Source organism: Pseudomonas sp. P1_F7 (assembly GCF_056405655.1).
In genome coordinates this window covers 50,944-68,182 of sequence record NZ_JBFUBR010000019.1, presented here as the reverse complement: position 1 = coordinate 68,182, position 17,239 = coordinate 50,944, and the positions used below count along the sequence as shown (strand labels likewise).

Genomic DNA, 17,239 nt, shown 5'->3' with positions numbered 1-17,239 from the left:
GCAAAGTACACGAGGTACAGTCCGGCGTCGGAGTCGGTAACCCAAGACGAACGACGCTCAGGCCGTCCATCTTCCAGTCACTCTGCCGGGGGATCTCTACCGATCGCCCCGGTCTTTTATCGCCTGACGCTTAGCGGATACCGGACGCTGCCAGCGCATCCGGAGCCCACTGCGCCTTCGATAGAGACTCGATGTACTTGATGCCGCCGTACGCGCCCGTGATGCCGTTGATGTTGTAGGAGCCGCCCACCAGGTCGTAGATCATGAAAGGCGAGACATCAGGGATGTTTTTGTCGTAGCTCTGGCTGAGGAAGGCGAAGGAGCCACGGTAGAGTTTGCCGCTCGAGTCATACTGGTCAGAGGCCAGAGCGATCCAGCTGTCTTCATCCAGGTACATGCGGCGCTTCTGGTAGATGTGCCGCGCAGAGGATTTGAGCGTGCCCTCCACCACCCAGACGCGGTGTTTCTCCCAACGCACATAGTCAGGCGCGATGTGGTTGGGGGTCGTAAGCTGCTTGGCGTCCACGGCGTAGGTCAGCTTGTAGGTGTTGTAGGGGATGATCACTTCCTGCTTGCCCACCAGCTTCCAGTCGAAGCGGTCCAATGCGCCATTGAACACAAACACATCGTCGTAGGTACCCGCACCGCCCGTACCGGGGTTAGGCGTGTCGTAGGCCAGGTCTGGCGCCAGCTTCACTCGCCGCTGGCCAGGCAGGTACTGCCAGCTGCGGCGTGGCTGCGCCAATGGGTTGGCCGTGTCCTTGAGCATGATGGCCTCTCCCGCACGGCGCGCGGGACCGGTGTAATACAGCTTCATCTGAAAGAACACGTCAGTGCTGTTGAACGGCTTCGACATGTCGTCGTAGATCGGATAGTTCGAAAACGACAGCGCCGTGGTGGACAGTGTCGGCACACCCGCCGAGTCGACGTTCCAGGAGTCATACTTGACGTTGCGGTTGCCACCGACGCGCAGCAGGTGGTTCCACATGGCCTCACTGCCGGAGGTCGGGATCGGGAACGGCACGCCAGGCAACAGGTTATCGATGGCCAGGCCGCCATCGAGGGACTTGGTACCGATGGCATTTTTCACGCTGTTGTCCAGCACCGCCTGAGGCAGGGCGACAGTGCGATGGGTCGGATACACATTGATGTGGTACGTGGGATAGCGCTTGGCAAGCTCTGCCGTGGTGGCCGTCAACTGGCCCTTGTACTGGTCAAGGTTCTTGCCATCGATGACCAGCAGCGGCTTCTCGTCGGCAAACGGATCCGGACGCATGCCGTCGCCCGCCTTGAAGCCGGCTGGCGGAGTGGTCAGGCCGCCTTTGTAGGCTGGAATCGAACCATCGGCGTTAGCCGCCATCTCGGCGCCCACACGGGTCAGGCTGGTGCCCAATTTGGCGGCTTCCTGAGCCGATACGGCCGCTTGGGCCTGACCGGCAATGATAGCTGCCAGGGAAGCTGCCAACACACTATTTAGCAATCTCATCTGAATTCTCTCCACTTGTATTTGTAATCCGAGCGTCAGTCAGAAGGTGGTTTTGAACGAGGCCGTGAGCATCCCGCGATCCTTGAGCAGCGGCGCCAGGCCGGCCTGCGAAGTGATCTGGCCAGGAATGCAGCGGTACTGCCCACTACTGCCGGGGGTGTTGTTATCGATCCCGGTTTCACAGGTATTGAAAGGACCAAAAGAATCCACGTACTTCAGGTCGAACTTGTACTTTTGATAGACGTCTGCAGCGACGCCTATGGAGTAGCTCCCGGCGTTTTCGCTGCCACCGAGCTGGACGGCCGAGTTGCCCTTGAGGCCGACGTTGTAGGAAACGGGCATGGACATATCCACCCCCGGGAACACCTGGAACCAGGTCGGGGTGAAGTTGGTCGCGATGGAGTAGGCATTGGTGTCGACTTTGTCGACGCCCTGGTAACTGGAGTTACCCTTGAAGGACTGCTGGCCCTTGTCGACGCTGACCAGATGGGTCATGGCACCTTCTACTGCCAACGAGGACGAGTCCCACAACGGGGTATTGCCAAAGCTCACCAGACCGTTGAGTACCACGTCGAAAGTCTTGCCACGGGCCGTTCCGGTGTCACCTCTGCCCGGCACGGCACCGATAAGGTTGTCGCCGTTGACCAGCCCCTGCGCAGCCTGTGCACTCAATGTCGGGTTGATGGTGGTGAAGTTGCTCAGCAGCGGCATGTTTTCGCGATAGTTAACATCAAGCCCGACGCTGACCGGCCCCACATTTTTCGACAGGCTGATGCCATAGATGTCGATGTCATCGGCATAAGCGGCCAGGTATTCAGCACCCGCGAGCCCCGGCAGGCCTGGCTGTTGCAGGTTGGGCGCATTGACCAGTACCACTGGCATCGGGTCCGAGGTGTTGCGGTAGTAGAAGCCCAGGGTGCCGTCCAGCCATTGCGGGCTCCACTTGGCCATGAGCCCGAAGTCGCCGGTGTTGTGCGGCTTGACGTCGTGCCCGCGCGGAGTGCCGTAAAAAGCACCGGCCCCGCCCAGCGCCGTCGGCACCGGCAGCCAGAACACATCCCCGCCTTCGCCGAACATGTCATAGCCGCCCATGTAGGTCCCACCCTCAGGCAGACGGGTGTTGCGGAACTCCAGGAAGTACTGCGCGCCCAGGGTCAGTTCCGGATTGACCGTGAACGACATGGAAAGCTGGTTGCGCGGCAGGAACAGTTCCTTGGTTTCGGTGCCCGGCACGTTGTACAACTTGGCCAGGTCCAGGGCCGACTGACCGTAGTTGATACCGTTGGCCGCGTTGAACAGGGTCTCGCCCCAGAACATGTTGTGCCTGCCGAGCTTGGTGCTGAACATCGACTCCTCGCCGACCTCGGTGCTGTAGAACACAAAGGCATCAAGGATCTCACCGGAGGGGCCGTTGTAATAACGGTCGGTGTAGCTGCTCAGCCCATGCTTGCGTGCAACGTGGCCATTCAGCGAGTCGCCCGGCTGGATGGAACCGGACTGACGCGCCGCTACCAGGTTACCCGCATTGCCCGCCTGCCCTGGAAAAGGGTTGGAGTTAGACCCGACATCGTCATAGGCATGGTCATACCAACTCGCGGCACTGACACGAAAGCCCATCTTCCGTTGGTAGACCACATCGAGCTCGGTCAGCAGATCGACCCGCTGGGTCACAGCACTGCCGACACTGAAGTTTTTGTCGCCGTCGTTATAGTTGGCGGCGTTGGCAATCTTCGAATTCTGACCTTGCACCCGTTGACCGTAACTGGCCTTGAGGGTGTTATCGAAGCGCACGGCCCAATCTTCACTGCCATTGCTCAGTTCAAAGGCATGGGCAGCCGGCATGGAGGCGAGCAGCATGGCATTAGCCAGCAGACTGCGACGCAAAGGGCTATGCCCTGTCGTGGTATGCATTACGTTGTCTCCGTTTTTTGTTGTTTTTGTTTTTTTTGCTCTAACAACGGCTCACATCAGATCCTGGCAGTGATGCGAGCTTCTTCAGGCGGTTCTATTCAGGTGTTTGCGTCTAGCGATCCAGCGTGCGGATAAAGTCTTCGGCCTGCGGCCACGCGCCGTAGCCGGCGGCTGGATTGAGGTGGCCTACAGCACCGAGGTTGACCAGTTCACTGCCCCATTGACGGGCCATTTGGGTCACCGACTCCAGGCTCGCAAGGTGGTCGTTGGTACTGGCCGCGACAATCGTCGGGAACGGCAGCGGCCCTTTTGGTAGCGGGTCCCAGCCATTGGCCCGCAGGCTTTCAGGGGGCGGATAACCGGCTGGCCATTTGGCCTCGAGGTCCGGTGGTGCGGCCAGCAAAGCGCCCTTGATCGGGCGGTCATGACAGGCGGCCCAGTGCACCACCATCAGCACACCGGCACTGTGGGCCACCAGGATCACCGGACCGGAAATCTGCTCCAGCTCGCCCTGGATCGCATCCACTCGTGCTGCCAGACTGAGTTTGTTCTCTCCCAGTGGTGGTACTGAGCGGACCTTGTCCAACCTGGCTTCCAGCAGCGTTTGCCAATGCGCTGGCACGTGATCGCGCAAGCCCGGAACTATCAAAATCGTGGTGTCATTCATCGCGCTATTCACCCTTGAACAATCCATCGAGCGGGTCCGCGAATGTTTCGAACCCTGCCAGCAGCACAGTAGGATTCGCCTTGTCGGAGCGGGTTACATTTAGCGTCAGCCACTTCCCTTTTGATGACAGCGTCCGTGAGTCGGCCCGGTTGGATTTACCGCACCCGGCGCTTTTCATTTCACGATCAAGTCTCTATAACTGGCAGGCAACTGCGACAGCGAGATCTCATTTGTCACAACGTGGAATGTATGCACGCCATGCCCGCACAAGCACGAACCGCCGTACTGACCAACTACCTGGATGTGGCTCACCATCTACGGCTGAACGCGATCACGCTGTTAGCCGAGGTGGGCTTGAGTCCCGCGCTTCTGAGCGATCCGAGCCAACGCATCCCGGCCACCGCCAGCATCATCCTGCTGGAGAAGTCGGCGCGCCTGAGTGGTTGTGAAACCCTCGGCCTGCGTATGGCCGAGCTGCGTCAACTCGCGGACTTTGGTGAAGTGAGCCTGCTGCTCAGTCACCAGAACACGCTTCGCGATGCGCTGAATGTGATCGTGCGTTACCGTCAGCAGATCAATGAGTCACTGGCGATTTTCGTAGAGGAAAGTGGCAGTACGGTGATCATTCGCGAAGAACTGGTTACTGACATGGGCACGAACAACCGCCAATCCATCGAACTGGCCATCGCCGTGATGCACCGCTTTTGCGCCGCCATGCTCGGCGCGCACTGGCACCCGATCAATGTCTGTTTCTCCCACGACGCTCCGGCAGATCTCTCCGTGCATCGACGGATCTTCGGCTGCAAGGTGGAGTTCGGCTGCGAGTTCAACGGCATCGTTTGTCCCGCCACCAACCTCGACGCCGCCAATCCTCTGGCCAATGCGGCCATGGCCCGACATGCGCAGCGCTACATGGATTCGCTGCTGGGCAAAAACGACCATTCCGTGGCGTTTGAGGTGCGCAAATCCATTTACCTGTTGCTCCCCATGGGTCGCGCGACCATTGCGCAGACTGCTCAGAGCCAGGGCATGAACGTGCGCACCCTGCAGCGCCGCCTGGACGAAGAAGGGGCCAGTTTCAGCGAGTTGATCAATAGCGTGCGCCGCGACCTGGTGATTCGCTACCTGGAAAACCCCGGGTACTCGCTGGGACGGATCGCCGACATGCTTGGCTACTCCATGCCCAACTCATTCACTCGCTGGTTCGTTTCCCAGTTCGACATGCCGCCAGCCGCCTGGCGCAGCGAACACAAGATCGTGCCGCGCAAAGACAACTGATACGCCCTGCAGCCACCCGGTCATGATTCGACAGCAGCACCTGCGTCGCCAGCGGACACCGGATACATTCATAAAAAACGAGTCGGCTGTCAGGCCGCCATCGCTGGCAAGCCAGTTCCTGCAGGGGAACTCGTACACCTAGGGATCGTGCCAAAAAAAACGGCCATCTGCCGAAACGGACGACCGCAAAAAGGAGCATATCCGGGGGGTGACGCTTCACTCACGCTCAACCCGTGTGCTGAATTCCGCAACCCTCGATAGAGCGCCCGTCTATAAGCCCCAGCGCATCAGCAACAGCACCAGAACAACCAGGAAGACAGTCTCCCCCACCATCAGCAGGATGGGCTTGATACCCACCGCAGCAAGCTCCTTGAGCTGGGTCTTCATGCCTAGCGCGCTGATGGCGATGACCAGGCACCAGCGCGACAGTTCGTTGGTGAATCCCTGCACGGCCGGTACGACCCAGCCGGTACTGTTGACGCACGCGAGAATCAGAAAGCCCACCGCGAACCAAGGCAGCAACGGCGGTCGTTTGCCCGTCGGGTCGACGCCCTGTCTGCGGGCAATCATCGCTGCGCAAACGATCACCGGCAGGAGCATGGCCACACGCATCAACTTGACCACCGTGGCGGTATCGCCGGTCTCGGTAGACAGGCTGTAACCGGCACCCACCACCTGGGCAACGTCGTGAATGGTGGCGCCGAGGAACACCCCGGCCATCTGCGGATTCAGCTCGAGCCAGTTGGCGATCATCGGGTAGAGAATCATGGCCAAGGTCGACAGTGCCGACACGCCAATCACCGTGAACAGCGTGGCACGCTCTTTCTGCGGATGGCTGGGAAAAGACGCCGCCAGCGCCAACGCCGCGGAGGCACCGCAAATGGCCGTAGCGCCACCGGTGAGCATGCCGAACAGACGCTGGAACCCCATGGCCTTGGCCGCCACCATCGAGACGAGGATGGTCACCACAACCGAGATCACCACCAGGGCCGCCGGTTTCCAGCCAAGCGCGGCGATCTGTTCGAGGGTGATGCGCATACCCAGCAACGCCACGCCGATGCGTAACACGGTACGTGAGGTGAACTCGATACCGGCCTTGCACTTGCCGTCGCCAGCGAGAAAATTCAGCGCCATACCGAGCAGCAGCGCGAACAACATCACCGGCGCACCATAGTGCTCGGAAAGGAAACTCGCCGCTGCGGCAACAATCAGACTGACGATAAAACCGGGGACCCGTTCTTGTACACGGCAGTGAACATAGGCCAAAGCAATGGCACTCATGATGCGGGTTCCTTGGCAGCGATGACGATGAACACCTGGCCGTCGACCACCTCGACAGGGTAGTTGCCGACCTTCACACTGTTTGAGTTGAGCAGGTAGCCGTTCGCCAGGTCGAAGCGCAGGCCGTGGGCACAGCACTGGATCACCCGCCCCTCAAGGCGGCCACCACATAGCGAGGCGCCCTGATGCGGACAGCTGTCATCGATGACGTAGAGCTGGCCGGCGACATTGAACAGCGCCAGGCTGTTGCCCTCAGGCTCGAACAGCGAACGCATGCCCGGTGTCGGGACTTTCTCGGCCGGTACTGCAATGCGCCGACTCATGCCGATTGACTCCCGGTCGCGTCCTGCTCAAGGGTCTGCTGCATCGCCCGCAACAGTACCTCGGCCGGCTGCGCACCGGACAACGCCTGGCGACGGTTGAAGATGAAATACGGCACCCCCCTGGCGCTCATCCCACCATCGTTGTAGGGGTTGCGAGCGCCCTCCAGGCAGTCGACCAGCGCCTCGCGCGGGTAGCCACAGGACTCGGCGATCGACAGCAAGGTGGCACTGTTTCCGAGGTCCTCGCCTTGATGAAAATAGGCGGCGAACAGCCGTTCCAGCAAGGCATCGCGCTGCGCCACGCTGCCCAGTTCAGCGGCACGCTCTAGCAGACGATGGGCATCGGCGGTGTTGGGCATGGTGTTGATGCCACTGAAGTCGATGCTCAAGCCGACGCTGGCTGCGGCCTGCCGGACTTGCGCCTGGCGCGCTTGCACCGCCTCGGCACTGCCCAGTCGCTGGCGGTAGAACTCGACAAAAGGCGCGCCCTGCGCCGGCAGGTGCGGCAGCAGCTGCACGCCATGCCAGGCCAGTTCCAACTCGACTTCCGGGTAGCTGGCGCGCAACTGCGTGAGTGCGCGTTCGAGTTGACGCTTGCCAATCAGGCACCAGGGGCAAATGAAGTCGAAGAACACATTGATACGCAATGTCCCCGTCACGACGACACCTCCATCGCGGCTTTGGTGGGCGCCTCTGCGACCGTCTCACCCTGCACACGGGCAATGTCGTCGAGATAGTGACAGCGGATAAAGAAGAACACCGCCGCTGCCGCGATGCTCATCAGCGGCACCAGCTGGAAGGCCCCGTGCAGGCCGATAAGGTCCGACACCTTGCCGGTGATGAAGGGCCCCGGGGCCAGGCCGAGCAAGTTATTGACCAGGGTCAGGGTGGCAAAAGCAGTGCCATGCACTTTGTAGTGGGTCAGGTTCGCGATCGTGGCAATGGTCGGGCCGTTGACGCCAGTCACCAATAGCATGGCCAGGCCGATCAGCCCCAACTGCACAGGACCGGTCGACTGAACCAACGCCAGCGACATCAGCAGGCAACTGCCCAGGCAGAACACCATGGACATCTCGATCTTGCGCAATGGAGATTGACGGCACAGGCGATCACTGAGCATGCCGCACAGAATCGCCCCGGCGCCGCAGCACAGCACCATGACGCCTGCCACAACCCCTGCCTTGCCCTCGCCCATCCCGTAATAGCGGTTAAAATAGCTCGGCATCCACACAATCATGCTGCCGGCAACGAACGTCTGCAGGCCGCTGGCGACATAAGCGGCGATCACCGAACGCGTGCCGTACAACGTGCGCAGCGGACGCTTGACCGCCGTTTTGGCATTGCTCCCGACCGTGGCGAGGCGCTGCGGGGCAATACGCGCTTCCTTGACGATGATCGGGTAAAGCGCCGCCAGCAGCAGGCCAAACAGCGCCATGCTGGCGAACGACCAACGCCAGCCCAGCTTGACCGCAATCGCCCCGCCGATGGAGATGCCCAACACCGAGCCGAACATGGCACCCGCCATGAAGGCACTGGCGAGGGTCGCACGCATGTTTTTGGGGAACACCGACACCACCACGGCGATGCCGACGCTACCGTAGGCAGCCTCGCCGACGCCCACCATGAAGCGCGCAAACAACATTTCCGGGTAGTTCTGTGCCAGGGCGCAGCCCAGGGTGGCCAGGCTCCAAAGCATGGCCATCAGCGCCAGACTCTTGACCCGGCCAAAGCGGTCGGCCAGCAGCGACAGGGGAATGGTCAGGAGGCCCACCATCAGCGCGACAATGCCGCTAAGCAGGCCGAGTTGGCCGTCGCCCAGCGTCCACTCGTTCTTGAGAATCGGGAACACGGCATTGAGTACCTGCCGTGACATGTAATCGGAAATCAACAAGCCAAAGGTCAGCACAAACACAATCCAGGCGTACCGTCGCGGAATGCCAATTGAAGTATCCATTTCATCGGCCACTGTACTGTGGTGAATCGCCATGCTGCCTCCTCGGTGTCTAGCACCCGTTTTGTTATTGTTTTTGGTCTTGCTCACGCGTTCAGGTGGGCAGGGGCAGAACGCCATTGGCTTCCTGCCCCGTCATCTGGATTACCCGCGCTGTGGTACACCCTTCTGACTCGGCTTGCGGTTCGGTGCCATGCCGTTGGCCAACAGGGTTTCTTCAACAGTCTTGTACTGCACACCGATACGGTAGATGTCGCGCGCCTCTTTACCGGTGGCGATTTCACGCCCCAGCTCGTGAGCGATACGCACCGTCTGCTTGACTTGCTCAACGGAAGAGAAGCGCTTGCCGTGTTGATCGATAATGGTGTCTTCATTACCGAGTCGTGGGTGCAAGCCCATGGCCAGGGCAATGGTGTTGAGTGGCAGGACGTTCTTGAGCAGCGACTCGGCAGTCAAGGTGCAACGATCCGGTACGCGATTGATGAAGTTCATCAGGTTCATCGGGTTCGGGCCGTCGAAACCACCGCCAATGCCGATCCAGGTCAGGTTCAAAGGGCCCTTGTAGATGCCCTTGCGCACCAGGCGCTCAAGGGTTTCGTAGGCATGAATGCCGGTCAGCTGGAAGTGCGGCTGGATATTGCTGGCTTGCAGGCGCTTGAGGTGTTCGGCGACCCAGGCAGGACCTGCCGGTACGGTCATTTCGCTATACGCGGCATTGGTCACCGGATCAAGCAGGGAGGTGCCTTCAATGCCTTGCGGGAACAGCAGCTCCGCGATATTCATCTGAATGGTGTTGATGGCGATGGTGACCTGATCCGGCTTCGGCGTCAGGTCCGCCAGCATGTGCCGGGTATCATCGGAGAGCCACAGGGCTTCTGCGCCTTCGCCTTCAGGGGCAAAGGAAATCGAGCCGCCGACCTGGATGATCATGTCTGGGACGGCTTCACGCACACCGGCGATCAACTCGTTGAACTTGGACAGGCGCTTGGAGCCTTTACCGTCCAGTTCGCGCACATGCAAGTGCAGCACCGTGGCGCCTGCTTCATAGCAGTCGACAGCCGCCTGCACGTGCTCGTCCATGGTCATCGGAATATCTTCAGGGAAGTCTCCCGGCATCCACTGTGGGGCGTAAGGGGCGACGGTAATCACCACTTTTTCCATGTTTTCCGGGTGCAGGGAATCGTCGAAAAACTGCATGCTAATCTCCTGTTTTTATTGTTGCCCGCCCGACGATCTGTACGGAGCGGGCGCTTGCACGGGTGTCGGTGAGGTTGCTCAGTAGGTCTTTTCGCCAATGATCGTGGCACGCTCCATCTTGCGATGGCAGGGTGGGTAATCCATCACGGCGTAGTGCTGGGTGCTGCGGTTGTCCCAAATGGCGATGCTGTTAGGCTTCCAGCGCCAGCGCACCTGATACTCCGGAATGTGGGCTTGGCTGGTCAGGTGACGCAGTAGCTCGGACGAGCCCTGGGTGAAGTCCTGGCCGACACGCACACGCTCGGCCGTGTGGAAGTTGGTGAAGTGAGTCGTGAAAGAGTTGACGAACAGCACCTTCTCGCCAGTCTCTGGATGAGTGCGCACCACGGGGTGCTCAGCGTCCGGGTACTGGGCCTTGAGCGCCAGGCGCCGTTCGATCGGCATCGCTGCACCGAAGGTCGCCTCGATGCTATGACGGGCACGGAGACCTTCGATCTTCGCTTTTATCTCATCCGGCAGATGCTTGTAAGCTTCCACCATGTTGGCCCACATGGTGTCACCACCGACTGGCGGGCACGCCAGGCAACGCAGCACGCTGCCCAGCGGCGGCGCCTCGCGCCAGGTGGCGTCGGTGTGCCAGGAGTTCTCGTAACGGTCGATCGGGCTGTCCGGGTTCTTGTAGACCTGGACCAAGCCCGGGTGATCTGGGTGGCTGCCGATGACCGGGTGATCCTCCAGCTCGCCGAAGCGACGGGCAAAAGCCACGTGTTCAGCGCGATTGATGTCCTGGTCGCGCAGGAACAGCACGCGATGCTTGAGTAATTGCGCGCGGATCTCGGTGAACAGGCCGGTGTCATGAATGGCATCGGCAAGGTTGACGCCAATCAGCTCTGCGCCAATGCTGCAGGTTAGTTGTTCGACTTGCATGGCGGCAGACCTCCTTAAATGACAAAGATCGATGAGCCAGTGGTCTTGCGCGACTCAAGATCACGGTGAGCCTGCACGGCGTCCTGCAAGCAGTAATGCTGGTTGATCTCGATCTTGATCTTGCCACTCCCGACCAGGCCGAACACCTCACCGGCCAGGTCAGCCTTCTCTGCCGGGTCGGCAATGTAGTCAGCCAGTGCCGGACGCGTCATGAACAGCGAGCCTTTCATTGCCAGTTGCGCTGGACTGAAGGGTGGAATCGGACCGGATGCTGTACCGACGCAGACCATCAGGCCACGACGTTTGAGAGAGTCCAGCGAGCCCTCGAACGTGCTCTTGCCAACGCTATCGAACACCAYGTTGACACCGACGCCGTCGGTCAATTCACGCACGCGCCTGGCCACATCCTCATGACTGTAATTGATCACATGATCGCAACCATGAGCACGGGCGAGTTCAGCTTTGGCCTCGCTGGACACGGTACCGATCACGTTCAGGCCCTGCAGCTTGGCCCACTGCGAAACGATCAGGCCGACACCGCCGGCGGCGGCGTGCAGCAGGATGCTGTCACCGGCCTTGAAATCATAGATGCGACGCATCAGGTACGCCGAGGTCAGCCCGCGCATGGTCATGGCCGCTGCGGTCTCGAACGAAATATCTTCCGGCAGTTTGATCAACGGCGCGGCCGGGATCAGTCGCTCGGTGCTGTAGGCGCCGAGGGTGTTGATAAAGCCGGTATAGGTGACCCGATCGCCGACCACCACATTGCTCACGCCCTCGCCCACTGCCTCCACCACACCGGCGGCTTCAACGCCGATGCCATTGGGCATCGGGATCGGGTAAGTACCATTGCGAAAATAGGTGTCGGCATAGTTGAGGCCGACCGCTACGTGGCGAAGTCGAACCTCACCAGGACCTGGGTCGCCGACCTCTACCTCTTCAAAGCGAAGAACCTCGGGACCACCGGTTTCGTAAAATCGTACGACTTGGGCCATGCTTTTTTTCTCCAATCAGCGTTCTGGGTGCACTACGGCGATGACGTTGACTGGAATGTAAGCTGCAGGCCTTTTGAGCGCGTCTCATCAGACGACACCGTCGGCACATTTCATGACAAACGGCGTCGCCCGACACCTTCCCCCTCCGCGACTTCCATACCTGCATACCTGACTCAGGCCGGGCGCTCGATAGCTGCGGCTTGATTGCCAGCCTTGTTATCGCCCAATCAGACTTTGGACTGAGTGATCAACTCGCGTTGCTGGTCGGCCAGAGTAGCCAACTCAATACGGTATACCATAATACGACACACCTCACAGCCACTTTGCTACGCGGTCGTCTGTGCGTACCAGCGGGCAGCGGACTGCTGCGCCAATCAGCTTATGAAACTGGATCGGAGCAGCGAATTGGAGGTCATCAAGGTGAAAGAGGATCGGGCAAAGTACGGCTCAACGGGCATGATCCGCAGGCTTACTTGAAGGTCGCGCTCTTCGTAGTCGTAACGCGGCGAAGCAATCGAAGGACAGGTAATGAGCAAACCGACTGGAGGCTGGCCTGACCGCCCACCTGTACGCATGCCTCATCAGAACAGGTCGTCGTTCTCATCCAGAGGTGATGATTGATGTGCGCATTCTCGTAGCCAGTTCATGAAAACCAGCAATCGCTTGGGGATAGTGCCGAGCGACGGGTGAACCAGATAGTAATCGTAGTGGCCTGAGCGGCTGAATTCAGCGAGCGGCAGAACGAGCTCGCCGCGATCAACCCGCTTCTGCACAAGCTGCTGACGGCCAATCGCAATGCCGGCGTGGTTCATGGCTGCGGTCACACATAAATCAGAGCGATCGAAGGTCAAGCTACGTTTGGGAAGTGCCGTGAGCATGTTGTGTTGCTCTGCCCAAAGCGTCCACTCGGCATCATAGGCCGCATGATCCCAGGCCAGGGAGTCATGCAAGGTTGTGCAGTTCCTTAAGTTGTCCGGGTTCTCCTCCAGGCGATGGCGTCGCGCATACTCGGGACTGCACACCGGGGCCAGCCGCTCGCGCATCAACCGATGGCTCGTCAGCCCGGGAAACTCGCCATTGGCGTAGTACAGGGCCAAGTCGATTTTACGGGTTCGAAAGTCGACATTGTCATTGCCTACCCGCAGGTCCAATGACACCAAGGGATATCGCTCGATAAAGTCCGCCAGCCTGGGAACCAGCCAGCATTGGGCAATGGAAGGCCTGACATAGAGCGCGATCGAGCCGGCAATTTCCGCCTGTGACGATTGCTCGAGTGCCTCGGACAATTCTCCCATCGCATTCTGGAGTATATCGAAGATACGTTCGCCTTCGTCCGTCAGGCTGACCTGCCGGGTCAGGCGCTGGAACAGCTTCATGGATAAGGCGGTTTCCAGCCGACTTATACGGTGGCTCACGGCGCTTGCGGTCAAACACAGCTCCTCTGCCGCACGGGCGAAGCTCAGATGACGAGCGGCAACCAAAAAGGTGTGAAGGTTCGCGAACTGGCTGCTGTTGAGCCTGGAGCTGATACGTGGAGGAAGGTTGAGCACGACAGTTTTCCCTCAAACCCAAAAGCCGCCTTGCGTTGTACGCATTTCCAGCGGGCAAACGTAACGTATGTGGCAAGACGTTCATCTTGCCACATTCGGTTTACGCTTAAATCAGCGAGAACTCTGTCGAGTCCAGACAATTCGGGACCATTCAGGCCCGATTAACCTTCGGCGAGCAATTTACGGCCCTTGGCCAGATAAGCCTCCATCTCGTCGCAAGGCACCATATTGCCGCCCGTTGCCCAAACCAGATGGGTGGCTTGCGCCATGGCCTGGCGGTCCAGGCGCGCGCGCGCCAAGTAGCCCTGCTGGTCGGCCTGGACTCTGGCGATGCCGGGCACGCCGGCGAGCGCGGATGGCTCCAGGCGCATACCTTCGCTGCGCTCCATCAGTGCCAGCAGACTGTACATTTCCTCGTCGCTGACCGTGTAGAAACCATCAAGCAAGCGCTGCATGGCCTTGCCGACAAAACCTGAAGCGCGTCCGACGGCGAGGCCGTCAGCAGCCGTCACGTTGTCAATGCCGAAGTCTTGCACGCTCACTTCGTCGTGCAGGCCGGTATAGACGCCCAGCATCATGCATGGCGAGTGTGTGGGCTCGGCGAAGATACAATGAACAGCGTCGCCGAAGGCCAGCTTCAGGCCGAAGGCCACGCCGCCAGGCGCGCCACCCACCCCACAGGGCAGATAAACAAACAATGGATGTTGCGCATCCACGGTGATGTCAGCCGCTGCCAATTGCTTTTTCAGGCGCTCGGCAGCCACCGAGTAGCCCAAGAACAAGTTGACCGAGTTTTCATCGTCCACAAAATGGCAGGCTGGATCGGACTCCGCTTGTTGGCGGCCTTGCGCAACGGCCACGCTGTAATCGGAGGAGTACTCAATAACGGTAACGCCGTGTGAGCGTAACTTGTCTTTCTTCCATTGCCGCGCATCCGCCGACATATGCACGGTCACCTGGAAACCCAATGCCGCCCCCATGATGCCGATGGACATGCCAAGGTTTCCGGTCGAGCCAACAGCTATTTTGTATTGGCCGAAAAAGGCACGCGCTTTATCGCTGTCCAGCACTGCGTAGTCGTCGTCAAGCGTCAACAGATTCGCGGCCAACGCCAGGTCTTCGGCATGCTTGAGCACTTCATAAATGCCACCGCGCGCCTTGATTGAGCCCGAAATCGGGAGATGGCTGTCCCGCTTGAGCCACAGCGCCCCTTCCAACGCCTGACCGTAGCGCTCGCCAAGCAACTGCTGCAGTTGAGGCATGGGCAGAATGTCCGATTCGATAATGCCGCCACTGCATTCCGTTTCCGGAAACGCTCGCCGCAGGTAAGAAGCAAAACGCGTCAGTCGCGCGCTGGCATCGGCGACGTCTTCGGCCGTCAACCCCACATCGCCAATCGACTCCGCGACAGGAGCCACGGCAGGGTTAAACCAAGTGGTCTCTTGCAGCGCGACCAGATCGCGAATCAAAGGATAACTGGCGTACCAGCTTTCAAGGGGTCTTCCCAAAATCATGACGCGGTCCCTTTAAATAATCAGGATGAAAATGCGGGTGAGATCAAACAAATTGCGAAAGCAGCAGGGTCAGCCCCAACGCGATCAATGAAGCCAGTACGGTGGCCGAGGTGAACTTCTTCAACGCCTCGGCTAGCGAGACACCCAGGTACTCCTTGACCACCCAGAAAGCAGAGTCCGTCACATGGGTCCAGCCAATGGCGCCGGCACCGATGGCAATGCAGATAATTTCCTTACTCACGGTTGGATGAGCGCTCAGCATCGGCATCACCATGCCGGCGGCGCTGATCATTGCCACCGTCGCTGAACCGACGGCGAAGTGCATCAACCCTGCCACCAACCACGCCAGGACGATGGGATTCATATTCAATTGCGTCAACGAGCCGGACAGCGCGTTACCCACGCCGCTGTCGACCAGGATGCCGTTAAATGCCCCACCGGCACCGATAATCAGCAGAATGCTGGCCAACGGAGGAAAGCTCTTCTGAGTGTGCGCGAGCAAGTCAGGCATTGATAAGCCGCGGCGCAAACCCAGCGCCCAGTAAGCGAACACCACAGCAATGGACAGTGCTATCAGCGGCGTCCCCAGGAACGAAACGATGCTGAAGAGCCCGGAGTCATGGGGCAGTCCGGCCGCAAAACTTTTGCCGACCATCAGCAGAAGTGGCAACAGGATGGTCAGCAGCGTCAAGCCGAGGCCTGGCAAGTCCCGGGTCGCGCTGTCATCGCAATGTTCGTCCAGAAAAGCTTCTTGAGTGTCAGGCGCTTCACTCTTGCAGACCAGTTTGATCCACAGCGGCCCGGCAATGATGGCGGTAGGCAGCGCGATAATGAGGCCATACACAATAACCTTACCGACATCGGCTCCCAGCAGCCCGGTAATGGCCATCGCGGCAGGGTGCGGGGGCAACATGCAATGAACCGCCATTAGCGACACGGCCAAGGGCACGCCCAGGTACAGAAGGTTGATCCGGGTCTCTTTGGCGACCACATAGATCAGGGGAATCAGCAGAACGAATCCAACCTCGAAGAACACAGGTATGCCCGCGATAAACCCCACAAGCATCATGGCCCATGAGGCACGCTCTTTACCCAGGGCGCTCAATAGCGTCTGGGCAATGCGCTCCGCGCCACCGGATTCTTCAAGCATCTTGCCGAGTATGCCGCCAAGGCCAATGATCGTGGCCAGGAACCCGAGTGTTCCACCGACACCTTTTTCATATGAAGAGGCAATTTGCGCCAGTGGCATGCCTGAACCGATGCCCACCACAAAGCTCGCTGCGGTCAAGGCCAGGAATGCGTGGACACGAACTTTGACGATTAGAAAAACGATCAGAATGATGGCGGAAAACAACACCAGCAATAGAGTGGGACCACTGTGCATACAATCTCCTGAAAGAGCTTTTATTGTTGAAATAAGTGATCGGGGTCACTCAGCTTTTCGGCATTAGAGAGCGCAACACAGGGACCTGACAAAGGATGGATTTTCAAGGGATGGATGACATGAGGTCATCTATGGTGAGTGTATGGCGTGAGGTGATAAAAGTTCGAGCCTGCGGTCCCATCACGCATCAAGCCAAACCTTACGATCTCCGAAAGTAGGCAATGCTTTTGAAATCGGGAGCCAAACGCCCCGTCAGCCACATCAACTCGAGCTTGCGGCTGGACTGAATTCGATTGAGATAGCCGTAGATATAGAACTTCAGCAAGACTGCTGTGTGATAGGCCGGATGACCTGTTGCAGCGGTTCGACGCCCTCAAACCCAAGTGCCCCCATGCCGAATTTATCGACGAAAATGTCGACCCCTCGCACTGGATTTTCCTCGACTACGTAATCGTCCAAGCACTCTGGCAGAAGCATGATTTGCGTCCGAGCCACACCTTCAATAAATCGCTTCATGATCGTCCCCGCCACGATCTCGACGATCAGAAGGTTAGACAGTCACAGGCACTTTCACACAGTCTGGACCCAAAGCTGACGGTCCGCATCGGCAGAAATTGGCCGTTCTCAACCCATCATGGTTACAACGCGTGCTGGTCAAACCCGATGCAATCGGGCGTTCAGAACGAATGCAAATGAATGGTCAGGTCGAATTAAAACGGGTGGACAAGTGTGCCGAACATACTACTTGCGGCGAATCTGGCAGGTATCGGGCTTG

General features: G+C 59.2%; 14 protein-coding genes and 1 pseudogene. 1 reads left to right on the top strand and 14 read right to left on the bottom strand.

From position 1 onward, the window contains the following. Positions 1–130: 130 nt before the first annotated feature. From AC1D1M_RS26035 to AC1D1M_RS26025, 3 genes are all read right to left on the bottom strand, one after another. A complete protein-coding gene (locus AC1D1M_RS26035; RefSeq protein ID WP_477777860.1) occupies positions 131–1,486 on the bottom strand; it encodes a DUF1329 domain-containing protein in 1,356 nt (451 codons plus the stop codon). Between the two features lie 39 nt (positions 1,487–1,525). After that, positions 1,526–3,397, bottom strand: a complete 1,872-nt coding sequence (locus AC1D1M_RS26030; protein ID WP_477777859.1) for a DUF1302 domain-containing protein — start codon at positions 3,395–3,397, stop codon at positions 1,526–1,528. 112 nt (positions 3,398–3,509) lie between these two features. Then, a complete protein-coding gene (locus AC1D1M_RS26025) occupies positions 3,510–4,064 on the bottom strand; it encodes an RBBP9/YdeN family alpha/beta hydrolase (protein WP_477777858.1) in 555 nt (184 codons plus the stop codon). A 258-nt stretch (positions 4,065–4,322) separates the two neighbouring features. Between AC1D1M_RS26025 and AC1D1M_RS26020 the strand changes: the two genes are divergently transcribed. After that, positions 4,323–5,342 carry an AraC family transcriptional regulator gene (locus AC1D1M_RS26020; protein ID WP_477777857.1) on the top strand — a complete coding sequence of 340 codons (1,020 nt, stop codon included), beginning with the start codon at positions 4,323–4,325 and terminating at the stop codon, positions 5,340–5,342. Between the two features lie 270 nt (positions 5,343–5,612). Here AC1D1M_RS26020 and AC1D1M_RS26015 read toward each other — a convergent pair whose 3' ends face one another. The 11 genes and pseudogenes from AC1D1M_RS26015 to AC1D1M_RS25965 form a co-directional block, all read right to left on the bottom strand. Continuing rightward, on the bottom strand, positions 5,613–6,623 hold the full coding sequence (locus AC1D1M_RS26015; RefSeq protein WP_477777856.1) for a YeiH family protein: 1,011 nt from the start codon (positions 6,621–6,623) through the stop codon (positions 5,613–5,615). Next, positions 6,620–6,946 carry a Rieske (2Fe-2S) protein gene (locus AC1D1M_RS26010; protein ID WP_477777855.1) on the bottom strand — a complete coding sequence of 109 codons (327 nt, stop codon included), beginning with the start codon at positions 6,944–6,946 and terminating at the stop codon, positions 6,620–6,622. Before AC1D1M_RS26010 ends, AC1D1M_RS26015 begins: the two co-directional genes overlap by 4 nt. After that, positions 6,943–7,605, bottom strand: coding sequence for a DsbA family oxidoreductase (locus AC1D1M_RS26005; protein WP_477777854.1), 663 nt, complete (start codon positions 7,603–7,605; stop codon positions 6,943–6,945). The genes AC1D1M_RS26010 and AC1D1M_RS26005 overlap by 4 nt, the downstream gene beginning before the upstream one ends. Continuing rightward, positions 7,602–8,933 carry an MFS transporter gene (locus AC1D1M_RS26000; protein WP_477777853.1) on the bottom strand — a complete coding sequence of 444 codons (1,332 nt, stop codon included), beginning with the start codon at positions 8,931–8,933 and terminating at the stop codon, positions 7,602–7,604. The genes AC1D1M_RS26005 and AC1D1M_RS26000 overlap by 4 nt, the downstream gene beginning before the upstream one ends. A 108-nt stretch (positions 8,934–9,041) precedes the next feature. Further along, the gene (locus AC1D1M_RS25995) at positions 9,042–10,094 is read right to left on the bottom strand and encodes a beta-keto acid cleavage family enzyme (RefSeq protein ID WP_477777852.1); all 1,053 of its coding nucleotides are present in this window, start codon (positions 10,092–10,094) and stop codon (positions 9,042–9,044) included. A gap of 78 nt (positions 10,095–10,172) precedes the next feature. Continuing rightward, positions 10,173–11,021: a TauD/TfdA dioxygenase family protein gene (locus tag AC1D1M_RS25990; protein ID WP_477777851.1), complete on the bottom strand. Its 849-nt coding sequence runs from the start codon at positions 11,019–11,021 to the stop codon at positions 10,173–10,175. A gap of 14 nt (positions 11,022–11,035) precedes the next feature. Next, complete coding sequence (locus tag AC1D1M_RS25985; RefSeq protein ID WP_477777850.1) at positions 11,036–12,016, bottom strand: quinone oxidoreductase family protein; 981 nt, start codon at positions 12,014–12,016, stop codon at positions 11,036–11,038. Positions 12,017–12,597: 581 nt separating this feature from the next. Next, entirely contained in the window at positions 12,598–13,566 is a 969-nt protein-coding gene (gene dsdC, locus AC1D1M_RS25980) for a DNA-binding transcriptional regulator DsdC (RefSeq protein WP_477777849.1), read from the bottom strand. 161 nt (positions 13,567–13,727) lie between these two features. Next, positions 13,728–15,080, bottom strand: a complete 1,353-nt coding sequence (locus tag AC1D1M_RS25975) for a D-serine ammonia-lyase (RefSeq protein ID WP_477777848.1) — start codon at positions 15,078–15,080, stop codon at positions 13,728–13,730. A gap of 43 nt (positions 15,081–15,123) precedes the next feature. Continuing rightward, complete coding sequence (locus AC1D1M_RS25970; protein ID WP_477777847.1) at positions 15,124–16,464, bottom strand: GntT/GntP/DsdX family permease; 1,341 nt, start codon at positions 16,462–16,464, stop codon at positions 15,124–15,126. A 205-nt stretch (positions 16,465–16,669) separates the two neighbouring features. After that, a pseudogene (locus AC1D1M_RS25965) lies at positions 16,670–16,980 on the bottom strand (transposase); the annotation flags it as partial. Between the last annotated feature and the right edge of the window lie 259 nt (positions 16,981–17,239).